Origin of the sequence: uncultured Brachybacterium sp., from assembly GCF_947500705.1 — a bacterium.
In the GTDB taxonomy this organism is placed as follows: Bacteria; Actinomycetota; Actinomycetes; order Actinomycetales; family Dermabacteraceae; genus Brachybacterium.
In genome coordinates this window covers 628,797-648,809 of sequence record NZ_CANMSY010000002.1, presented here as the reverse complement: position 1 = coordinate 648,809, position 20,013 = coordinate 628,797, and the positions used below count along the sequence as shown (strand labels likewise).

The 20,013-nt window shown below is 71.4% G+C and carries 17 protein-coding genes and 1 pseudogene; 11 read left to right on the top strand and 7 right to left on the bottom strand.

Annotation, left to right across the window (positions count from 1 at the left end; genetic code table 11):
- Nucleotides 1-421 precede the first annotated feature (421 nt).
- The 3 genes from Q0937_RS06045 to Q0937_RS06035 form a co-directional block, all read right to left on the bottom strand.
- The gene (locus Q0937_RS06045) at nucleotides 422-1,078 is read right to left on the bottom strand and encodes a dihydrofolate reductase family protein (protein ID WP_299300855.1); all 657 of its coding nucleotides are present in this window, start codon (nucleotides 1,076-1,078) and stop codon (nucleotides 422-424) included.
- 243 nt (nucleotides 1,079-1,321) lie between these two features.
- A complete protein-coding gene (locus Q0937_RS06040; RefSeq protein WP_299300852.1) occupies nucleotides 1,322-1,534 on the bottom strand; it encodes a CsbD family protein in 213 nt (70 codons plus the stop codon).
- Nucleotides 1,535-1,679: 145 nt separating this feature from the next.
- Nucleotides 1,680-3,623 (bottom strand): aconitate hydratase, encoded by a 1,944-nt coding sequence (locus tag Q0937_RS06035; RefSeq protein ID WP_299300849.1) that lies wholly within the window; start codon nucleotides 3,621-3,623, stop codon nucleotides 1,680-1,682.
- Between the two features lie 418 nt (nucleotides 3,624-4,041).
- Between Q0937_RS06035 and Q0937_RS06030 the strand changes: the two genes are divergently transcribed.
- The 8 genes and pseudogenes from Q0937_RS06030 to Q0937_RS05990 all read left to right on the top strand — a co-directional run bounded on the left by Q0937_RS06030 (nucleotide 4,042) and on the right by Q0937_RS05990 (nucleotide 12,103).
- Nucleotides 4,042-5,136 (top strand): 3-deoxy-7-phosphoheptulonate synthase, encoded by a 1,095-nt coding sequence (locus Q0937_RS06030; RefSeq protein WP_299300846.1) that lies wholly within the window; start codon nucleotides 4,042-4,044, stop codon nucleotides 5,134-5,136.
- Between the two features lie 252 nt (nucleotides 5,137-5,388).
- A complete protein-coding gene (locus tag Q0937_RS06025; RefSeq protein ID WP_299300843.1) occupies nucleotides 5,389-6,174 on the top strand; it encodes an endonuclease/exonuclease/phosphatase family protein in 786 nt (261 codons plus the stop codon).
- Nucleotides 6,140-6,688 (top strand): annotated as a pseudogene (locus tag Q0937_RS17985) (VOC family protein). The gene Q0937_RS06025 and the pseudogene Q0937_RS17985 overlap by 35 nt, the downstream one beginning before the upstream one ends.
- A 32-nt stretch (nucleotides 6,689-6,720) precedes the next feature.
- Nucleotides 6,721-7,398 (top strand): DUF5701 family protein, encoded by a 678-nt coding sequence (locus Q0937_RS06010; RefSeq protein ID WP_363323207.1) that lies wholly within the window; start codon nucleotides 6,721-6,723, stop codon nucleotides 7,396-7,398.
- A gap of 48 nt (nucleotides 7,399-7,446) precedes the next feature.
- Nucleotides 7,447-8,913, top strand: a complete 1,467-nt coding sequence (locus tag Q0937_RS06005; RefSeq protein ID WP_299300835.1) for a DUF1990 domain-containing protein — start codon at nucleotides 7,447-7,449, stop codon at nucleotides 8,911-8,913.
- A 147-nt stretch (nucleotides 8,914-9,060) separates the two neighbouring features.
- On the top strand, nucleotides 9,061-10,779 hold the full coding sequence (locus Q0937_RS06000) for a carbon starvation protein A (protein ID WP_299300832.1): 1,719 nt from the start codon (nucleotides 9,061-9,063) through the stop codon (nucleotides 10,777-10,779).
- A gap of 56 nt (nucleotides 10,780-10,835) precedes the next feature.
- A complete protein-coding gene (locus Q0937_RS05995) occupies nucleotides 10,836-11,120 on the top strand; it encodes a cory-CC-star protein (RefSeq protein ID WP_299300829.1) in 285 nt (94 codons plus the stop codon).
- The gene (locus Q0937_RS05990) at nucleotides 11,111-12,103 is read left to right on the top strand and encodes a TRC40/GET3/ArsA family transport-energizing ATPase (RefSeq protein ID WP_299300826.1); all 993 of its coding nucleotides are present in this window, start codon (nucleotides 11,111-11,113) and stop codon (nucleotides 12,101-12,103) included. The genes Q0937_RS05995 and Q0937_RS05990 overlap by 10 nt, the downstream gene beginning before the upstream one ends.
- 25 nt (nucleotides 12,104-12,128) lie before the next feature.
- Here Q0937_RS05990 and Q0937_RS05985 read toward each other — a convergent pair whose 3' ends face one another.
- The 4 genes from Q0937_RS05985 to Q0937_RS05970 all read right to left on the bottom strand — a co-directional run bounded on the left by Q0937_RS05985 (nucleotide 12,129) and on the right by Q0937_RS05970 (nucleotide 16,537).
- On the bottom strand, nucleotides 12,129-12,596 hold the full coding sequence (locus Q0937_RS05985; protein ID WP_299300823.1) for an ATP-binding protein: 468 nt from the start codon (nucleotides 12,594-12,596) through the stop codon (nucleotides 12,129-12,131).
- A gap of 4 nt (nucleotides 12,597-12,600) precedes the next feature.
- Nucleotides 12,601-14,172 (bottom strand): DHA2 family efflux MFS transporter permease subunit, encoded by a 1,572-nt coding sequence (locus Q0937_RS05980; RefSeq protein ID WP_299300820.1) that lies wholly within the window; start codon nucleotides 14,170-14,172, stop codon nucleotides 12,601-12,603.
- A gap of 248 nt (nucleotides 14,173-14,420) precedes the next feature.
- A complete protein-coding gene (locus Q0937_RS05975; RefSeq protein ID WP_299300817.1) occupies nucleotides 14,421-15,182 on the bottom strand; it encodes a response regulator transcription factor in 762 nt (253 codons plus the stop codon).
- Nucleotides 15,179-16,537, bottom strand: a complete 1,359-nt coding sequence (locus tag Q0937_RS05970) for a sensor histidine kinase (RefSeq protein WP_299300812.1) — start codon at nucleotides 16,535-16,537, stop codon at nucleotides 15,179-15,181. Before Q0937_RS05970 ends, Q0937_RS05975 begins: the two co-directional genes overlap by 4 nt.
- A 103-nt stretch (nucleotides 16,538-16,640) precedes the next feature.
- Between Q0937_RS05970 and Q0937_RS05965 the strand changes: the two genes are divergently transcribed.
- The 3 genes from Q0937_RS05965 (at nucleotide 16,641) to Q0937_RS05955 (ending at nucleotide 19,900) form a co-directional block, all read left to right on the top strand.
- Entirely contained in the window at nucleotides 16,641-17,387 is a 747-nt protein-coding gene (locus Q0937_RS05965) for a GAP family protein (RefSeq protein WP_299300810.1), read from the top strand.
- 144 nt (nucleotides 17,388-17,531) lie between these two features.
- Nucleotides 17,532-18,620, top strand: coding sequence for a LacI family DNA-binding transcriptional regulator (locus Q0937_RS05960; protein WP_299300807.1), 1,089 nt, complete (start codon nucleotides 17,532-17,534; stop codon nucleotides 18,618-18,620).
- Nucleotides 18,617-19,900, top strand: coding sequence for an alpha/beta fold hydrolase (locus tag Q0937_RS05955; RefSeq protein ID WP_299300805.1), 1,284 nt, complete (start codon nucleotides 18,617-18,619; stop codon nucleotides 19,898-19,900). The genes Q0937_RS05960 and Q0937_RS05955 overlap by 4 nt, the downstream gene beginning before the upstream one ends.
- Nucleotides 19,901-20,013: the final 113 nt, after the last annotated feature.

The window sequence follows — 20,013 nt, the reverse complement described above, 5'->3', positions numbered from 1 at the left end:
AGCTCCAGCGAGTAGCTCGCTCGAGCTCATGTCGAGCTGCCGGAATGCCTGCCTCCCCGATGCGCAACAGCTCCTGCACCGGTGCTCCGTCGGCCTGAGGGATCTCTGTTCCCAGCAGCGCGGCGAAGGTCGCCGCCTGGTCCGCCATGCTCACCTCCTCCAGCCGCAGCCCGGGCACGATGTCCGGGCCGGTGGTGGGCCGTGACCGTGGCGGGGGAGGAGAACGCCGAGATGACCGGTGCATGAACGGAGCCCGCTGCCCACCCGCAGGCCACCAGGCGGGGCAGGCTGCCCGCATGACAGCCACCAGGTGGGGCAGGCCGCCCGATTTCTATCTCCTGTGAGCGGTGAACGGCTATGCGGTGTGCACAGCTCACCAGAGACAGAATTCCGGTGGTGCTTTTAAATTCCGGTGGTGGTTTCAGGCGACTCGTCGTCGCCAGAGGAAGCAGTGCGTCACGCCGCTGCCGGCGGTGATCTGCTCCAGGTGGAAGCGATCTTCGAGCTCTTCCGGCCGGTCCCAGAGCTTCAGGCCCGTCCCCAGCGCGATCGGTGCGATGGCCACGTGCAGCTCATCGATCAGGTCTGCGGCGAGGAAGGCGCGCAACGTGGTGACGCCGCCGCCGAGCCGCACATCCAGTCCGCCCGCTGCCGCTTTCGCCTGCTCGAGCGCTTCGGTCGGGGTGGCGTCGAGGAAGTGGAAGGTGGTCTCGCCTTTGACCAGCGGCGGGCGCGGATGGCTCGTGAGCACGAAGACAGGGGTGTGGAACGGTGGTTCCTCACCCCACCAGCCCTCCCAGGTCTCGTCGGGCCAGGGGCCGGATCTGGGGCCGAACTTGTGACGGCCCATGATCTCGGCGCCGATGCCGTGGGTGAAGTCGCGGGTCAGGCGGTCCTCGAAGCCCCGGCTGCCGCCGGAGTCCAGGCGGTTGGACCAGCTCGCAGTGCCCGCAGCCCAGCTCATCAGCTCCATCGGATTCACGTCGTGACCGAAGGGCTGCTCGAGCGTCTGGTCCGCACCGGCGGCGATGCCGTCGCGGGAGACAGTGAAGTTCTGGACGCGCAGGCGCTGCGTCATGGCGGGGTCCTCTCGGAGGGGTCCGGACCGCCCATCCTGCTCCTGGCGGGCGGCACCTGTCACCTCGTGGAGCACACGCAGAGAAGCACGCCTTCGCCGACTGCTGCGTGACGCCTCTGGTCCGTGATCCTCGCCCTCAGCGCTGAAGGCGGCACGCAGGGCCTTCAGACATGCCAGTGGCGGCCCCACCACGTGGAGCCGCCACCGGGAACTGCCTGCAGGTCGGGCTGTCGCCCCGCCGGATCAGTCCCGCTTGTCGTTGTCGCCGAATGCGCCCTCAGCGGCGCCCTTCACGGAATCGCGGGCGTCCTGGAGCTTGTCCTTGGCCTCGGCCTTGCCCTGCTGGGCCTGACCCTCGGTCTCGGTCTCCTTATCGCCGGTGACCTTGCCGAAGCCCTCCTTGGCCTGGCCGCTCAGCTTGTCCTTCGCGTTCTCGAACTTCTCATCGGTGCTCATCGCATACCTCCTGTGTCGAGGGTCCGCGCGGGTGGCGCGCGGTGGTGGCGAGTGTAGATCCGTGGGCCGGAGGACCACCGACCTCCCGGTCGGACGTGTCCCGCGAGCCTGTCGCGACGACGCCCGGTACCCGCCGGGCGAGGGCTCACACCCCCTGAGCCGTCAGCGGGATCCGTCCCCCGGCGAGCACCATGTTGACCTGGCGCTCCGAGAGCCGGTGGACCAGACGCACCTCGCGGCCCCCGACGGTGGCGGTCAGCGAGCGGCCGCCCCGGAGCGCCGCGTGCACGCCCTCGAGCACCACCTCATCACCGACCGCGATCGACTCCAGATCCGCAGGGTCCTCGAACTCGAGCGGCACGATCCCGAAGTTCGCGAGGTTCTGCCAGTGGATCCGGGCGAAGCTCACCGCGATCACGGCCTGCAGCCCCAGGTGGCGCGGGGCGATCACCGCGTGCTCGCGCGAGGAGCCCTGGCCGTAGTTCTTCCCGGCCACCACCACGTGTCCGCCCTCGGTGCCCCTTGCCCGCTCGGGATAGCTCTTGTCGATCCGGGTGAAGGCGAAGTCCGCGATTCGCGGGATGTTGGAGCGGAAGGGCAGCACCTGCGAGCCGGCCGGCAGGATCTCGTCGGTCGAGACGTCATCGCCCATCGCCAGCAGCACGGGCAGCGCCAGGCGGTCCGCGATCGGAGTGAAGTCCGGCAGAGAGGAGATGTTCGGCCCCTTCACCAGCTCGACGGAGCGGGCCTCCTCCTCGGGCAGCGGCGGGATCAGCATGTCGCCGACCTGCGCGTACCTCTCGGGCAGCGTGGGCCGCGGGTATGCGAGGTCGTGGCTGCCCTCGAGGGTGCGCGGATCGGTGATCCTCCCGGTCAGCGCCGCGGCCGCCGCGGTCTCCGGGGAGCACAGCCACACCGCGTCCTCCTCGGTGCCGGAGCGGCCGGGGAAGTTGCGCGGCATGGTGCGCAGGGAGTTGCGCCCGCTCGCGGGGGCCTGCCCCATCCCGATGCAGCCCATGCAGCCGGACTGGTGGATCCGGGCGCCGGAGGCGACCAACGCCCCCAGCCAGCCGCCCGAGATCAGATCCGCCAGCACCTCCCGCGAGGTGGGGTTGATGTCCACGGACACGCGTGAATGGGCCTGATGGCCATCGAGGATCTCGGCGACCACGGCGAAGTCCCGCAGGCCCGGGTTCGCCGAAGAGCCGACGACCACCTGATTCACAGGCTCTCCGGCCACCTCCGCCACCGGCACCACGTTGCCGGGGGAGGAGGGCCGGGCGATCAGCGGCTCGAGCGCGGCCAGGTCGATGTGCTCGGTCAGGTCGTAGGTCGCGCCCTCGTCGGCCTCCCAGGGCTCGAACTGCTCGGCGCGGCCGACGGCCTCGAGGTAGGTGCGGGCGGCGTCGTCGGCCGGGAACACTGTGGCGGTCGCTCCGAGCTCGGCGCCCATGTTGGCGATGACGTGCCGGTCCATCGCGTCGAGCTGGGCGAGTCCCGAGCCGTGGTACTCGATGATCCGGCCCACGCCGCCGCTGACTCCGTGGCGGCGCAGCATCTCCAGCACGACGTCCTTCGCGCTGACCCAGTCCGGCAGGACTCCCGTGAGCTCCACGCCCCAGATCTGCGGCAGCGTGACATACAGCGGCTGGCCGGCCATCGCCATCGCGACCTCGAGCCCGCCCACGCCGATCGCGAGCATGCCCAGCGCGCCGGCGGCGCAGGTGTGGGAGTCCGATCCGATCAGCAGTGCGCCCGGACGGCCGAAGTGCGCCTGATGGACGGGGTGGGAGACCCCGTTGCCGGCCTTGGAGAACCACAGCCCGAAGCGCTCGGCCGCGGACTGAAGGAACAGGTGGTCGTCGGGGTTCTTCTCGTCGGTCTGCAGCAGGTTGTGGTCGACGTACTGCACCGACAGCTCCGTGCGCACTCGATCCAGGCCCATCGCCTCCAGCTCGAGCATCACCATGGTGCCGGTGGCGTCCTGGGTGAGGGTCTGGTCCACCCGCAGGCCGATCTCGGCTCCGGGCTCGAGCGACCCCTCCACCAGATGGGCGGCGATCAGCTTCTGGGCGACGTTGCGGGGCATGGCACTGTCCTCCTCGGAGAGCGGCCCGCCGTCGAGGCCCGTCGGCGGACCTCCTTCTACCGTAGGCCGACGGCCCGCAGAACGCCATGGCTCGCCGGCGCCATGCCCGACCCCGCGAGGCGCGCAGGATTCCCGCGATTGTGCGCTGTGGACCGATGCGACGGGCCGACATCGGTCCCCAGCGCACAATCGGCGTAGGCGGCTGACGGACACCGATGTGCACCCCATGGCGCGGCGTGTACTCTCAGCGCATGCAGAACCGTTGGTTTACCTATGCGATGTCGGCCCTGGAGGGGCCGGCGGCCGTGTAGCGTCCCCAACCTCTCCAGAGCCGACAAGGGCAGAGCACACGCTCTGCCCTTCGCCATTTCCCGGCGGGCTCTGAGCATCGGGTCCGCCCCCATGAAGGACAGGACCCATGACTCTTCTCGCCGCAGCCCCCGCCCCCGTCGCCTCCCCTGAGCGGCACGTCGCGAGCTACACCCCGTTGCCCACCCCGGCCGAGCTCCTGGCCGAGCTCCCGCTCGATGCCGCCCATGCCGCCGAGGTCGAGAGCCACCGCGACCAGGTGCGCGCCGTGCTGGCGGGCACCGACGACCGCCTGTTGGTCGTCGCCGGCCCCTGCTCGATCCATGACCCGGAGGCCGGGCTCGACTACGCGCGCCGCCTTGTCACGATCCAGCACGAGGTGGGGGAGGAGCTGCTGCTGGTGATGCGCACCTACTTCGAGAAGCCGCGCACCACCGTGGGCTGGAAGGGTCTGATCAACGACCCGCACCTGGACGGCTCGCACGACATCGCGACCGGTCTGCGCAGGGCCCGGACCTTCCTGCGCGAGGTGACCGCGCTCGGCCTGCCCACCGCGACCGAGTTCCTCGAACCGATCAGCCCCCAGTACATCGCCGATCTCATCAGCTGGGGCGCGATCGGAGCCCGCACCACCGAATCTCAGATTCACCGCCAGCTCGCCTCCGGGTTGTCGATGCCGATCGGCTTCAAGAACGGCACCGACGGCGGGATCCAGGTCGCGCTCGATGCGATCACGGCCGCCTCCGCACCGCAGTCCTTCCTCGGCATCGGGGCCGACGGGAGGGCGAGCCTCGTCTCCACCACCGGCAACCCGGATGCCCATCTGATCCTGCGCGGCGGCGCCGACGGGCCGAACTGGGGCCCCGGTCCGGTGCGCGCCGCCACCGAGCGCCTCGTCTCTCGGGGTCTCAGCCCGCGCCTGGTGATCGACGCCAGCCACGCCAACAGCAACAAGGACCATCTGCGCCAGGCCGAGGTCGCCACGATGCTCGCCGACCAGATCGCCGTGGACGGCGCTGCCGTCGCAGGGGTGATGCTCGAGAGCAACCTGATCGCCGGAGCCCAGCAGCTCGACGTCGACGCAGGCCCTGCCGCGCTGGTGCGCGGCCAGTCGGTCACCGACAAGTGCATGGGCTGGGAGGCCACGGAGGGCGTGCTGCGTGCGCTCGCCGACGGGGTGCGGCGTCGCCGTGCGATCGCATGAGGGCCGCGGGGGAGTGCCGCTGCGAGGAATCTGCCCCGGGTCGCACATGAGCACCGCATGCCGCGCCGATGAACATCGCGGAGACACCCGCGACGGGGACTGTCGGGCCTGGGCACTGCGGTTTAGGGTCGGCAGGGCACACATGACCCCGTCCCCAGGAGATGTGCCGATGTCCCCTTTCCTCGCCCGACGCTCTCTGATCGGCCTCGGCACCGTCGCCGCCGGGGGAGCCGCCGCGACCGCCTGCACGTGATGGCGTTCAACATCCGCTACGACAACTCCGACTCCACCCAGATGGGGGATCCCGACCACTGGCCGAGCCGTCGGCCGATCATGATCGATCTGCTCGAGCGGGAGCGGCCCACGCTGCTCGGCGTCCAGGAGGCCGTCTACGGTCAGCTGGCCGCGATCCGCGAGGCGCTGCCAGGCCACGAGATGATCGGCTACGGCCGTGACGGCGGCAGCACCGGGGAGCACTCCGCGATCTTCTACGATCCCGAGCGCCTGCGGGTGACGGCGTGGGACCAGTTCTGGCTCTCCGACACCCCGGACCAGATCGGCTCGGCCACCTGGGGCAACAACGTCAACCGCATCGTGGTGTGGGCGCGGATGGAGGACCTGGCCACCGGGCGCGAGTTCGCGATGATCAACACCCACTTCGACCACGAGTCCGAGCCGGCCCGGATCGAGAGCGCTCAGGCCATGATCGACCTGTTCGAGGGCGGCGAACTGGATCAACTGCCTGCCCTGGTCACCGGCGATTTCAACTCCGCGGCCCACGATTCGGGGGCGTACTCCACGCTGGTCACCGCTGGCCCCACCCTCGACACCTGGGACGCCGCACAGGAGCAGCTCACCCCGGCCTGGGGCACGTTCCCCGGCTACGAGGAGCCCGTCGAGGGCGGCGACCGCATCGACTGGGTGCTGGCCACCGAGGAGTTCATGATCCTCGAGGCCGCGATCAACATCTCCACCGATCGCCACGGCGCCTTCCCCTCCGACCATGCGCCGGTGCAGGCCCTGGTCGCCCTGCGCTGAGACCGAGCAGCTCTTCGCGGACAGGAACCGTCCTCGGCCTCTCCTAGCGTGGGGGATGCTCCCGCCACTGCTGGAGCCCCCGAGTCGAGGAGCCCCGATGCCCGCCACCCTGTCCCTGTTCACCCTGTACCGCGACCCGGCCGCCGCCGTGGCCTGGCTGACCGACGCGTTCGGCATGGAGCTCGTGAACAGCTACGGCGCTGAGGAGGGCAGCCTCGACCATGCCGAGCTGCGCCTCGATGACGCTGTGCTGATGGTCCAGGCCGCGGCCGACGGTTAGACCGCCTCGCCCCTGGTCGAGGGCTCCACCGGCCGCGCCCCGGTGCTGTCCCTCGACAGCGAGGCCGAGGTCGATGCCCTCTTCGCCCGGGTCCGTGACGCCGGGGCCACCGTGGTCCAGGCACCCGCCACGACGCCCTGGGGCAACTACCGCTTCGAGGTGCTGGACCCCGAGGGGCATCAGTGGTCGGTGGGCAGCTACCGGCCCGGCGAGCCGTGGGACGCGCAGTGGTGAGGGAATAACGCTGGGGCGGGCGCCGTTGAGGACTGTTCCCTCCCCGCCGCGCCCCTGAAGGAGCCTCCATCACCGCCACCGCTCTGCCCACCTTCACCGCCCAGGCCCAGCGCCTGATCGATCTCGGCGTCCACGACCTCGCAGGCCTGCCCGCGCAGCAGCTGCGTGATGCCGCGGCGCAGCTCGGCGGTGCGCGCAGCGATGCGCTGCTCGCACTGGATCCGGCGCTCGTGCCGGCATCGGCCCTCGCCCCGTTGATGCGGCGCGGGGAGAAGCCCGGCTTCGTGGTCGAGGACATGACCGACGTGGACCAGTTCGCCCCCACCGGGATCGAGCTGGCGGGCGAGACGCTCTACCTGGTCGAGGGCCTGGATCGCGGGGATGAGTTCGAGAACGCCTCCCCGGCGGAGGCGCTCACCGAGCTCACCGCCCGCGGCCGCACCCCGCTGCTGCTCACCGAGGGCCTCCACTTGGTGCTCCAGCAGCCGGAGATCCTCGAGCGGAACCACTGCTTCATGACCATCGGCTCACGCCTGAAGAAGCCCAGCGGCAGCTTCGACTCCCGCATTGCGGCGCTCTGGATCTCCAACGGGACCGGCCGCGATGGGAAGGACCGCAAGGACGCCCCGAAACTCGGCTGGTGCTGGTGGAACAACCGCCACACCTGGCTCGGCATCGCCTCCGCCGCGGGGCGCATCAGCGTCGGCTGACGCGTTATTCCGGGAGAGATCCGGCGCGGGTCACGGTAGGTTCCAGGCATGACGACGACCCCCGCACCCACCTGGTGGGAGGCCGATCACGCCTCCCTGTGCGAGATCGCCGAGGACCCCTCCGAGGAGTGGGCCGATGCCGGCCCGCCATTCACCGATGGCCTCCTGCAGCTGCTGGCAGACGTGGAGGAGGCCTTCGCGGAAACCGGTGCGGACACCCCGAGCTGGGAGGACCCCCATCTCGGAACCGACGGGGAGGAGCGTGACAGCCTCGAGGAGGAATACAGCCGCTGCCTCGACCCGGGCAAGTTCGGGATCCTCTGGGCGCGGGCCGAAGCCTGGACGCGGGTGCTCACCTCCCGGGCCTGGGCGACCCGCGAGGACATGGAGAGCGGCGACCTCCGGGCGGGTGTCCGCTGGGCCGCCCCGCCGCGTCTCGAGCTCCATCGCACCACAGTGCTGCGCCCCCATCGGCCGGGTGCACTGCCGCTCGTCCTCGCCCGCACCGCACCCGAGGACGCGGCCGGCAGCATCGACATCACGGGCAGCGACGCGCTGATCCTCGGGCTGGTCGTCGGGATCGGCGATCCGGCGGTGGCCGTGAGCACAGTGCCGGACTGCGGCTGCGATGCCTGCGACTCCGGCTCCCGCGACCTGCTCGAGGACCTCGACCGCACGCTCCTGTCGATCGTGGACGGCTCCTTCGAAGTCGATCTGTCGCCGGACTGGTCCAGTCAGCGCACATCCTTCGGCGCGAGCGGCGGCAGCGGAGAGGAGGGGACGGACCTCTCCCTGACCCTCACCACGCAGCCCTGGGCCGACGGCTGGACACCCCGCCCCCTCAGCCCGGCGATCGACCGCGACGACTCCGCGTGGGCCGACGAGATGATGCACGAGGGCCATCGGACGCTCCTGCTCGACTCCGTCATCGACGCCTTTCCGCCGCCGCTCGCCGCCAGGCTCCACCGCCTCCGCCCCGGACGCTCGAAAGCCGTCGTCTCCTCCTCCCTGTACATCCCCTTGACCCAGCTGCCCCTCACCGCGCCCCTCGATGCCCTCGAGCATCCGTCCGCCGGATACCGCAGGGACCATCGCAGCACCGTGGTCAGCGGGATGGACTTCGAGCGCGCCGCCTCGGCGCTGCGCAGCTGGGTGGTGCATCGGCGAGCCGGACTGCAGCTCAGCGCCACCCACACTCCGCTGCAGGAGGGCACCGAGGTGCGCCTGCACCTCGGCCGTCGGCCGTTCCAGCTCACCGTGCCCTGTCGCGTGCTGTGGGTGATCGACGAACCGGACCGCGCCGGCTTCGCCTACGGCACCCTGCCCGGCCATCCCGAATCCGGGATCGAGCAGTTCACCGTCACCCGCACCGCGACCGGTCTCGTGCGCTTCCACCTCGACGTCGTCTCCCGGCCCGCTGCCTGGTACGCCCGCCTCGGCGCGCCGGTCTTCCGGCTCGTCCAGGAGCTCATCACGCGCCGCTACCTCCGGGCGCTCCGCAACCCGCCCGGCTGACGCGACCACAGCAGCCCGCCGGTCGGTTACCGTGAGTCCCATCGCGTGCGATGACGACGTGACCGGTGACCGGCGGCTCCGCCCGTCAGCCGCCCTTGCGCCCCTGTCGCCGTGGTCCCTTCCCCGCCCCTCGACAGGAGAGCCCCCATGAACTCCCTGATCCTCGCAGTGGTCGGCATCGCCATGATGATCGCCGGCTATCTGCTCTACTCCCGATTCCTCGGTAGGCGCGTCTACAAGCTCAGCGCCTCCTTCCGCACCCCTGCCCATGAGCTGCAGGACGGCGTCGACTTCGTCCCCACCAACAAGTTCATCCTGTGGGGACACCACTTCACCTCGGTCGCCGGCGCCGCGCCCATCGTCGGCCCCGCCGTCGCCGTGATCTGGGGCTGGGCGCCCGCCTTCCTGTGGGTCACCCTCGGCACCGTCTTCTTCGCCGGCATGCACGACCTCGGTGCCCTGTGGGCCTCGGTCCGCAACCGCGGCCAGTCGATCGGCACCCTGTCGGCGCGCTACATCGGCAAGCGCGGCAGCCGCCTGTTCCTGGTGGTCATCTTCCTGCTGCTGCTCATGGTCAACGCGGCCTTCGCGGTGGTCATCTCCGGTCTGCTGGTCTCCACCCCGACGGCCGTGCTCCCCACCTGGGGCGCGCTCGTGGTGGCCGTGCTGATCGGTCAGGCGATCTACCGCCTGAAGTGGAGCCTGCCGGTCATCTCCGTGATCGGCGTGGTCGCCCTGTACGGCTTGATCCTGCTGGGCGACCGTTTCCCGGTGGTGCTGCCGGAGACCGTGCTGGGCCTGTCCGCCGGGGCGTTCTGGATCGTGGTGCTGTTCGTCTACGCCGCGATCGCTTCGGTGCTGCCGGTGTGGGTGCTGCTGCAGCCGCGCGACTACATCAACGGCCTGCAGCTGTTCATCGGACTGGGCCTGCTCTACGGCGCGGTGCTGATCTTCCGCCCCGAGGTGGTCGCCCCCGCGCTCAACGCGAACGTCCCCGACGGCACCCCCGGCATCATGCCGCTGCTGTTCGTGACCATCGCCTGCGGCGCCGTCTCCGGTTTCCACGGCGTGGTTTCCTCCGGCACCTCCTCGAAGCAGCTGGACAAGGAGACCGACGCCCGCTTCGTGGGCTACTTCGGCGCGGTCGGAGAGGGCCTGCTGGCCCTCGGCGCGATCATCGCCACCACCGCCGGGTTCCGCACCCTCGCGGACTGGGAAGCCGTGTACTCCGCGTTCAACGAGGGCGGCGTCGCCGCCTTCGTGACGGGTGGCGGTTCGATCCTCAATCAGGGCCTCGGCATCCCCACCTCGCTCTCGGCGACGATCCTGGCCACCATGGCGGTGCTCTTCGCCGCCACCACGATGGACACCGGGGTGCGCCTGCAGCGCTTCGTGGTCCAGGAGATCGGGCAGATCGTCGGCGTGAAGCTGGGGACGCTGGTGGCGACCCTGATCGTGCTGGCCGTGTGCCTGGGCCTGGCCTTCAGCGCAGGGGCCGACGGGGCCGGCGGCATGATCATCTGGCCGCTGTTCGGCACCACCAACCAGATCCTCGCCGGGCTGACCCTCGCGATCCTCGCAGTGATGCTGATGCGCAAGCGTCGCCCGGTGCTGCCGATCATGATCCCGCTGCTGTTCGTCCTGTTCGTCAGCGTGTACGCCGCGATCATCCAGCTGGGCACCTTCTATCGCGAGGGCAACTGGCTGCTGCTGATCATGGACGTGATCATCGTGGTCGCCGCCGTGTGGGTGATCGTCGAATCCGCGATCGCCCTGAAGCGCGCTCACGGGGCGGAGCCCGAACCCGATGTGGACGACGAGGACGAACGGAACGCCGTCTCGGCCGACGGCGGCGCCCGCGAGTGACTCCGACCTCCCCACGCACTCCCGTCGGCGGGTCCCCGGACAGGCCCGCCGGCGGGGTGGCTCCCGCACGCACCCGTGTCCGGCTCGCCCAGCGCTGGCGCGCCTTCAGCGACGGCCTCCACGAGTTCTACGTCGCCCCCTACCGGCGCACCTTCGCCCGCGCGAGGCGCGACGAGGACGACCTGTTCCGGATGCTCGTGATGAGCGAGATGCTGGGCGTCCCGAATCCCGCCGCGTACTACACCGCCGAGCTGCTGCCCGTGCTCTACGACAGCTTCCATGACTGGCATCGCCGCATGGGCATGGAGCGCTCACCGCTGGAGAACTACCGATGCTGCTGACCCTCGCCGCCGAGCGCCGCGTGCTGTTCCTGGGCGGGAAGGGCGGCGTCGGCAAGACCACCGTCGCCTCCGCCGTGGCTCTCGCCGCCGCCCGCGGGGGCCGACGCGCGCTCGTGGTCTCCACCGACCCCGCCCACAACCTCGGCCACCTCTGGGGCCAGAAGATCGGCGACCGCGCCACCCCGCTCGGCGACGGCGCAGGCGGGCTCTTGATGGGCCTGGAGATCGACCCCGACGCCACCACCGACCGTCATCTGAAGGACGTCGCCCACACCCTGAAGCGCCTCATGCCCGAGAATCTCGCCGGCGAGGTCGACAAGCACATGGACCTCTCGCGCCGCTCCCCGGGCACGCACGAGGCCGCGGTGCTGGAGCGGATGACGGAGCTCGTGGAGACCGGGCTCCGGGAGTATGACCTGGTCGTCTTCGACACCGCCCCCTCCGGGCACACCGCGCGGCTGATGGCCCTGCCGGAGGTGATGACCGCCTGGACCGATGGGCTGCTGAAGCGCCGAGACAAGTCCGCGAAGCTCGGCGCCGCGATGCGCGGGCTGGACGGCGACCGCGGAAAGACGCTCCTGGGCAGCACCGCCCCACGCGACCCGATCGAGGAGCGGGACGACGAGATCCGCTCCATCCTGCTGCGCCGCCGCGACCGCCTCGCCGGGCTCCGCGAGGTGCTCGTGGACGCCGAGCTCTCGTCCTTCGCGATCGTGCTGGCCGCTGAACGCCTGCCCGTGCTGGAGACCATCGAGTTGCACGAGGAGCTCACCCGCACCGGCGTCGACATCGGCGCCCTGATCGTCAACAAGCGCTCCCCGGCCGGCCGCGGGGAGTTCCTCGAGAGGCGCCGGGCGCTGGAGGAGGAGCACCTGGCGACCCTCCGTGCCGCCCTGCCCCACGTGCCGCTCCAGGAGGTGCCGCTGGGGGAGGAGGACGTGGTGGGCCCGGCCGCCCTGGAGCGGTTCGCGGCGCTGCTCTGACGCGCACCGTCATCGGTCCTCTGTGTCAGTCCGCACGGACCACGGTGAGGGGGCCCTCATCGTCCGTCGGCGGCTCGAAGTGGTCGTAGTAGATCTCCGCGATCTCGCGCGGCAGGCGGAAATCGTCGCTGTGGCCCACGGCCCGCGCCGCGACCCGGGCGAGCGCCGTCTCCCGGGATACGACCACCCGCACGATCTCCGGGATGACGCCCGACGGGGCGAGCAGCTCCCGCCACCGATCCCTCATCGCCCGCGACCAGAACGACAGGTCCAGCACCACGTCCTGCCCCGCCGCGACGCAGGCCACCAGCCGCTGCTGCAGCTCGTCGACGATCTCCGCCTGCACCTCGTCCGGCAGCGGCATCGTGCGATACCCCCGCGACCACGCCACGGTGTCCACGGACAGCCGCACCATCCCGCCGGCCTCGAAGCCGCGCGCGACGGTCGACTTGCCTGAGCCCGCCGGCCCGCACATGAAGATCACCCTGCTCATCGCGTCAGGCGGAGAGCTCGTCCTGGGCGGTGGTCGCCTTCAGCGTGAACGCCAGCACGGTCGCGACGGTGGTGATCACGCCGCCGAAGACGAACGACCAGGAGACGCCGCTGGCCTGAGCGGCCTGCGCCGAGACACCGGACCCTGCGGCGACGGCCGCACCGAGGGTCAGCAGCGCGATGAACACCGCGGTGCCGAGCGCTCCGGCGAGCTGCTGGAGGGTGTTGAGGATCGCCGAGCCGTGGCCGTACAGCGAGCGCGGCAGAGACCCGAGCGACAGCGTCAGCAGCGGGGTCATCACCATCGCCATGCCGATGCCCAGCGGGACGTTCAGCGCGATGATCAGGCCCTGGGTGGCGTCCCCATCGAGCAGGAACACCTCCAGCCAGCTCACCAGGGCCATCAGCGCCATGCCCGGCACCACGATCGGTCGCGGACCGACCCGGTCGTACAGGGCGCCGATGAGCGGGCCGAGCAGGCCCGAAGCCGCCGCACCGGGCAGCATGGTCAGGCCGATCTCCAGCGTGGTCATCTCGAGCGCGCCGGTCATGTACAGCGGGAGCGCCACCACGGTGCCGAGCATCGTCGCGAAGCCGATCAGGATCACGATCACCGAGACGGTGAAGGTGCGCACCTTCAGCGGGCGCAGGTCCAGCAGCGGTTCGTCGCCGCGGGAGAGCATCCGCAGCTGGCGGAGGGTGAACACCGTCAGGGCGAGCACGCCGATCCCGGCCGCCAGCAGCGGGACCAGACGGCTGGTGCCCGAGACGATCTGGCTGATCGAGGCCAGCGCGTAGATCAGGCCGCCGAAGCCGATCGCCGAGAGGATCACCGAGAGCACGTCGAGGCGCACCTTCTCCGGCTCGGTGTAGTTGCGCATGAAGAGCAGCCCGATGACCAGGGCGATCACGATGATCGGCAGCATCAGCAGGAACAGGTGATGCCAGGTGCCGTGCTCGAGGATGAACCCGGAGGTGGAGGGACCGAGCGCGGGCGCTGCGGAGATGACCACACCCACCAGGCCCATCACCAGGCCTCGTGACGTGATCGGCACCAGCGCCAGGATGGTGGTCATCAGCAGCGGCAGCACCATCGCGGTGCCCGCGGCCTGGATCACGCGGCCGCCCAGCAGCACCGGGAAGGTGGGGGCGAGCATCGCGATCGCGGTGCCCGCCAGGAACAGCAGCATCGCGACCAGGAACACGTGCCGCACCGACAGACGCTTCATGAGGAAGCCGGTGGTCGGGATGACCACGGCCATCGTGAGCATGAACCCGGTGGAGAGCCACTGCGCGGTGACTGCGGTGATCGAGAGGTCCTCCATCAGGGTGGGCAGCGCCACCGACAGCAGGGTCTCGTTGAGGATCATCACGAAGGCGGAGACCACCAAGACCGCGATGCTCGGCGCGACCTTGACATCCTTGGGCGCGTGTCCGTCGACCACGGAGGTGCGGGGGTCGTCGGCGCCGTCGCGCGTGGCGAACTCGGCCTCGGCGGCGCAGGAGCCTCCCGCGACGATGCCGGGGGACTGGACCGCGGGGAACTCTCCGGTGGGGGTGGGGGTCTGCGTGGTCATGAGAGCAGGAGAAGCTTTCTTCATCGAGGGGCCGAAGGGCCGGAACCCGCACGTCCGCACGCACCCGAGCGGGGGCGCGGGGGCGGAGCAGTCAGGTCACCCTTCGGTACGGCCGACGGAACACCATCCGCGACCAGTGAGATCCTTCCACGCCGACGCCCTTCTCGTCACGGTGATATATGACGCGCCCTGGGCCCTGCCGCGTCAACGTCGCGGAGTGGTGGGCTGTGGGGGGCTGGCGGGCGAGTTCAGCCTCGGTGCTGCTGCCACCACAGCGCGGCCTGGACGCGAGAGTCCAGCTGCAGCTTCGTCAGGGCATGGGAGAGGTGCGACTTGACGGTGGTGATCTCGACGAACAGCGTGCTCGCGATCTGCTGGTTGGTGAGCCCCTGGGCGACCAGCGTGAGCACGTCCTCCTCGCGGCCGGTGAAGCTCGGGGTGGGGCCGACGGAGCCTGCGGTGCGGCCCGGGGCGTACCCCAGCGATGCCTCGGACGTTCCCGCGGGAACGACTCCTGCTCCCTCTCCCACTCCCGCCCTCGCGGCTTCCACCCCGCGCCCGCGCAGCGCCCCGACCACGGCCCGGGTCGCGGCGGCAGAGAGCACCGCATCACCGCGGTGCACGTCCCGCACCGCGGCGAGGATCCGCTGCGGGTCCTCGGTCTTCACGAGGTACCCGTCGGCCCCGGCCGCGAGCGCGCCGAGCACATAGTCATCAAGGTCGAAGCCGGAGATCACCAGCACGTTCGCACCGGTCTCCCGCAGGCACGGGGTGATCTCGATACCGGTCGCGCCCGGCATCCGCACGTCGGTGAGCACCACGTCCGGGCGGTGCTCACGGGCCGCGACCACCGCAGCCTCCCCGTCGGCCGCCTCGGCGACCACGGTGATGTCCGCAGCGGAGTCCAGCAGCGCCACCAGCCCCGAGCGCACAGCGGGGTGGTCATCGGCGACCAGCACCCGGATCGGGGCCGGTGGGGTGCTCGTGTCGGGAGCGGTCGGGGTGGTCACGGGCGGGGCTCCTCGGAGACGGTATCGGGGGTGGTGCGGGAAGAGGTCTCGTCAGCGTCGGGTGATTGCTCGCCGAGTGGCGCTGCGGCGGGGACCGCGGCCCGCGCCGGCAGCCGCGCGAGCACCCGCCAGGAGGCGGAGTCCGTTCCCGGCCCTCCGGCGGTGACAGGTTCCGAGCTCGCACTGCCACCCACGGCGGCAGCTCGATGGCAGAGCGCGCCACGGCCCACGCCGGTGCCCGGCATCGACGCCTCCGACCGGCGGTTGCGCAGCTCGAGCACCACGGCCGCGGCCTCCACCCGGACGTCCAGCGTGATCGGAGCTTCCCCGTGGCGCACCGCATTGGTGACGGCCTCGGCGCCGATCCGCAGCAGCGCGGCCTGCACCGCGGGGTCGACCAGGGTCGGGCTCTCGACTGCGGGATCGATGCTGACCTGCGCCTCCGGGTCGCGGCCGTGGAGGCGGGCGGTGAGCGAGGGCCAGTCCAGGGTGACCTCGGGCTGGGCCCCGGCTTCGGTGGTGGAGAGCATCCCGATCATCGAGCGCAGGTCCCGGAGCGCGGCATGGGCGGAGTCCCGGGCGGTGGCCAGGGAGCGATCGCGGGCGGCCGGGTCCTCGAGGGAGGAGGCGAGGTTGGTGTGCAGGGAGACGGCGCTGAGGTGCCCGGCGATCACATCGTGCAGGTCGTGCGCGATGGTGCGTCGCTCGGTCTCCACCGCATGGGCGGCGCGGGTGGCGGCGAGCTCGTGCTCGAGACCCGCGAGCTGCTCGGCGGTCCGCCGGGCGTCGCGATGATGACGCACCTCCCAGGCCCACAGCAGCGGGGTGGTCACCATGAGGACGATGAGCACCGCGAGCATGAACACCGCCTCGCCGGGTAGGCCGGAGAAGAGGACGCCCAGCATCCCGGCCGCCCCGAGCACGATCGCGGCCCAGGTGGTCCGCACCGCGAGCGGGCGGCTGCCGTGCATGACCGGGTCGAACAGCGCCTCGAACAGCAGGAAGTACGCGGAGATCTGCCCGCCCATCAGGATCTCCGCGACGCTCAGGGGCCCGGCGACGACGAGCGTCACCATCGGTCGCCGGCGGCGCCAGAGCAGACTCCCGCAGGCCACCAGCATCAGTGCCGCCGAGACCTCCATGGGCCAGGCCCGCTCCTGCATCAGGAACCCGGAGTTCTCCGTGCCGGAGGCCGCCAGCAGCAGGGCGATCACCGCGTAGACCGCGACGACCAGCACGTCCCGCACCCCGATCGGCGGCTGCCCGAGGCTCTCGGCCCCGTGGGGCTCCGTCGCGAACAGCAGCGGGGCCGCGCGCGAGGGCGAGCTGCTGAGCGGGGCCGGGGCACTGGTCATGGTGCGAGGCTACGTGGCCGTGCTCCGCAGCTCGTGCGTGCCCGACGCACTTCCTCCCAAGGGAGGAGGATCGTGCCGGGCTGCCCGCGCCACCATGGAACCCATGGACTCACTGATGGATGTCGCGGGCCCGCTGGGCCTGCTGGTGCTCGCCCTGGTGGACTCGACCTCGATGGGCACGCTCGTGATCCCGGTGATCCTGCTGGTGGTGGGGGAGGGCGGGGCACGCCGCGTCGCCGGCCGCACCCTGCTGTTCCTGGTGGTGATCGGGGTGTTCTACCTGGTGCTGGGCATCGCGCTGCTGGCCGGGCTGTTGCCGCTGATCGAGTCCTTCGGGCATCTGCTGGCCTCGCCGCCGGTGCTGGTGGTGCTCGCCCTGATCGGGGCGCTGCTGGTGGTCTACTCCTTCCGCATCGATCCCAAGGCGGTCGCCAAGCGCGGCGGTGACCCCGAGGCCTCCGCCCGGAAGTGGACCCAGCGGGCGCGCCGCGCCTCCGGCCGCCCCGGACTGCTGATCGGCCTCGCCCTCACCGCCGGGCTGATGGAAGCGGCTTCGATGATCCCCTACCTCGCGGCGATGGGGATCATCGCCGAGAGCGGTGTGGGGCTCGCCGGCGGCGGCCTCATCCTGGTGGCCTACTGCGCGGTGATGATCGTGCCGGGCGTGGTGCTGTGCGGCATCCGCGCCGCGCTCGGAGATCGGGCCGATGCCTTCCTGGACCGCGCCCACGACTGGGCGGTGAAGAATGCGACCAGCGCCTTCTCCTGGGTCGTCGGCATCATCGGCGTGATCATCCTGCTCAACACGATCGGCCCGGCGCTCAGCTGGCTCACCGGCGGTGGGGCCTGACCCGAGGTCCTCAGCAGGTGGTGGCCGGCAGTGCGGCGCGCCGTGCCTGGGCGCGCTCCCGAGTGTGACGACCGGCCGGTAGACTCCGGGCATCTGTCACCTGTCGCGGGCCTCCCGCGAGATGCATCGCGAGGGGAGAATCCGATGACGCGCTCCGCGCGCGAGTTCCGGGCCGAGGCAGCGGCCGGATCCGGGTCTCCCGTGCCCCGCAGCCCCGTGACCCTGGCCGACGTCGCCCGGACCGCGGGGGTCTCGCTCGCGACCGCCTCCTTCGTGCTCTCGGGCCGCGGCGGCTCCCGTTCGGCGGGCTCGGCCGCCACCAAGGCCAAGGTGCGTGCGGCCGCGGACGAGCTGGGCTACGTTCCCAATCGTCACGCCCAGGCCATGCGCACCGGGCGGGGCGGCGGCATCGTGCTCGCCCTCGGCCTGCTCGATGACCCCTGGGGCGTGCAGCTGACCGCGCAGGTCCGCCAGGGCGCCCTGCCCCACGATCTCTCCACGCTGGTGCTCGCCGACGAGCGCTGGTTCGATTACCTGCTGGGCGCCTCCGCCGACGCCGCGCTGCTGACCAACATCGACTTCATCGAGAAGGGTCCGGGGCTGGTGCAGCGCCTCGCAGCCTCCACCAACACCGGGATCGTGGCGTTCAGCACCATCATGGAGCCGGAGGACTTCGACGTCGTCGCGTCCTCGCCGAACCGTGCGATCGGCCACGCCTACGCTCGGCTGCGTGCCCGCCATGATCGAGTCCAGCTGCTCGCCCCCGACCTCGGGGACCGCCCCGGCGGCACCCTCGCCCATCCGCGCACGGCCGCCTTCTTCGCCGCAGCGCGCGAGCACGGCGACGGCCCGAGCGACTCCCTGGTGCGCGTCAGCCCCGAGGGCTACCGCGACACCTACGTCTCCGCCCTCGACTGGCTGAGCGGCCCGGACCGCCCGGAGGCGGTCATCTGCTTCACCGGATACCAGGCGGTCGCGCTCCAGGTCGCCGCCTCCCGGAGAGGCCTGGCCATACCCGAGGACCTCGAATTCCTCGCCATCGGCGATATCCCGGCGGACTCCGAGTACTTCTGCCCCATCAGCTACTACGGCGTCGACGACGTGTTCGCACGGCTCTCCGCGATCATCATCGACCGTGCGATCGACCGCGAGGACCGCCCCGGCGCCCTGTACACCTTCGACTGGCAGTATTTTCCCGGCGCCACCACCCGCGACGACGAACGAGAGCTATGAGCGCCACCTGGACCCTGCCCGGCCTGCAGTTGCGAGATGTGACCCTGAGCGTCCCGCTGGACCACGCCGATCCCACCGGCGCACAGCTCGAGGTGTTCGCCCGGGTGATCGCCGAGGATGGCGGCGAGGATCGCCCCTATCTCGTCTACCTGCAGGGCGGCCCCGGCTCCGAGGCGCCCCGCCCGCTCTCACCCGGCTCCACGCCCTGGCTGCCCCGCGCCCTGCGCGAGCACCGCGTGGTGATGCTCGACCAGCGCGGCACCGGCCGCTCCACCCCCGTCGGCCCCGACACCGCGCTGCCCGAGGGAGCGATCCCGGGCGCCGCCACCCTGGCCGATGCCACCGCCGCGCAGCAGGCGCACTATCTCAGCCACTTCCGGGCCGACGCGATCGTGGCCGACGCCGAGGCGCTGCGCGAGCAGCTCGGGGTCCGGGCCTGGTCGCTGCTGGGGCAGTCCTTCGGCGGCTTCACCACCCTGCGCTACCTCAGCGCCGCCGCCGGCAGCGTGGAGAAGGCGCTGTTCACCGGCGGACTGCCGACGGTGGGCCCAGATATGGACGACGTCTATGCGACCACCTGGCAGGGCATGATCGGGCGCAGCGAGCGCTACTGGGCCCGCTTCCCCGGGGACCGCGACCGCTTCCGCCGCCTCGCCGATGCTGCGGAGGCCGGGCGCCTCCGCCTCCCGGACGGGCAGCGGGTGGGGGTGGAGCGGCTGCGCCGGCTCGGCCACCTGCTCGGCGCCTCCCAGGGGGCGGAACGGCTCCACTACCTGCTGGACCTCGACCCCGCCTCGCCGGCCTTCGCCCATGATCTCGGCGCCGCGCTGCCCTTCGGCGGCCGGAACCCGCTCTATGCGGTGATACACGAGAGCTGCTGGGCCGACGGCACCGCCACCCGCTGGGCGGCGGACCGCATGATGCCGGCCGAGGTGCGCGAGGACCCGACCCTGCTGGGCGGGGAGCACATCCACCGCGACCTCTTCGCCGAGGACCCGGAGCTGGAGATGTGGGCAGAGGCCGCGGATCTGCTGGCCGAGCACGACTGGCCGCAGCTCTATGACCAGGACGCCCTGCGCAGCTGCGCCGTCCCGGGTGCCGCCGCGGTCTACTACGACGACGCCTATGTGCCGCGGGAGTACTCGATGGCCACGGCGGCGCTGCTGCCCGGTCTGCGCCCCTGGGTCACCAGCGAGTACGAGCACAACGGCCTGCGGGCCGGCGGCGACGCGGTGCTGGACCACCTGCTCGACCTCGCCACGGGGCGCCGCGCGGCCTGAGCGCGGTCGCCCTGGCGGGCGCTGGACCCCGGCCGGCGCGTGACCGCACCCCTCCCTGCCGGACGCGCGCCGCTGGGGCGCCCCGCGGGCGGGGACGAGAAAAGTTCCTCCAG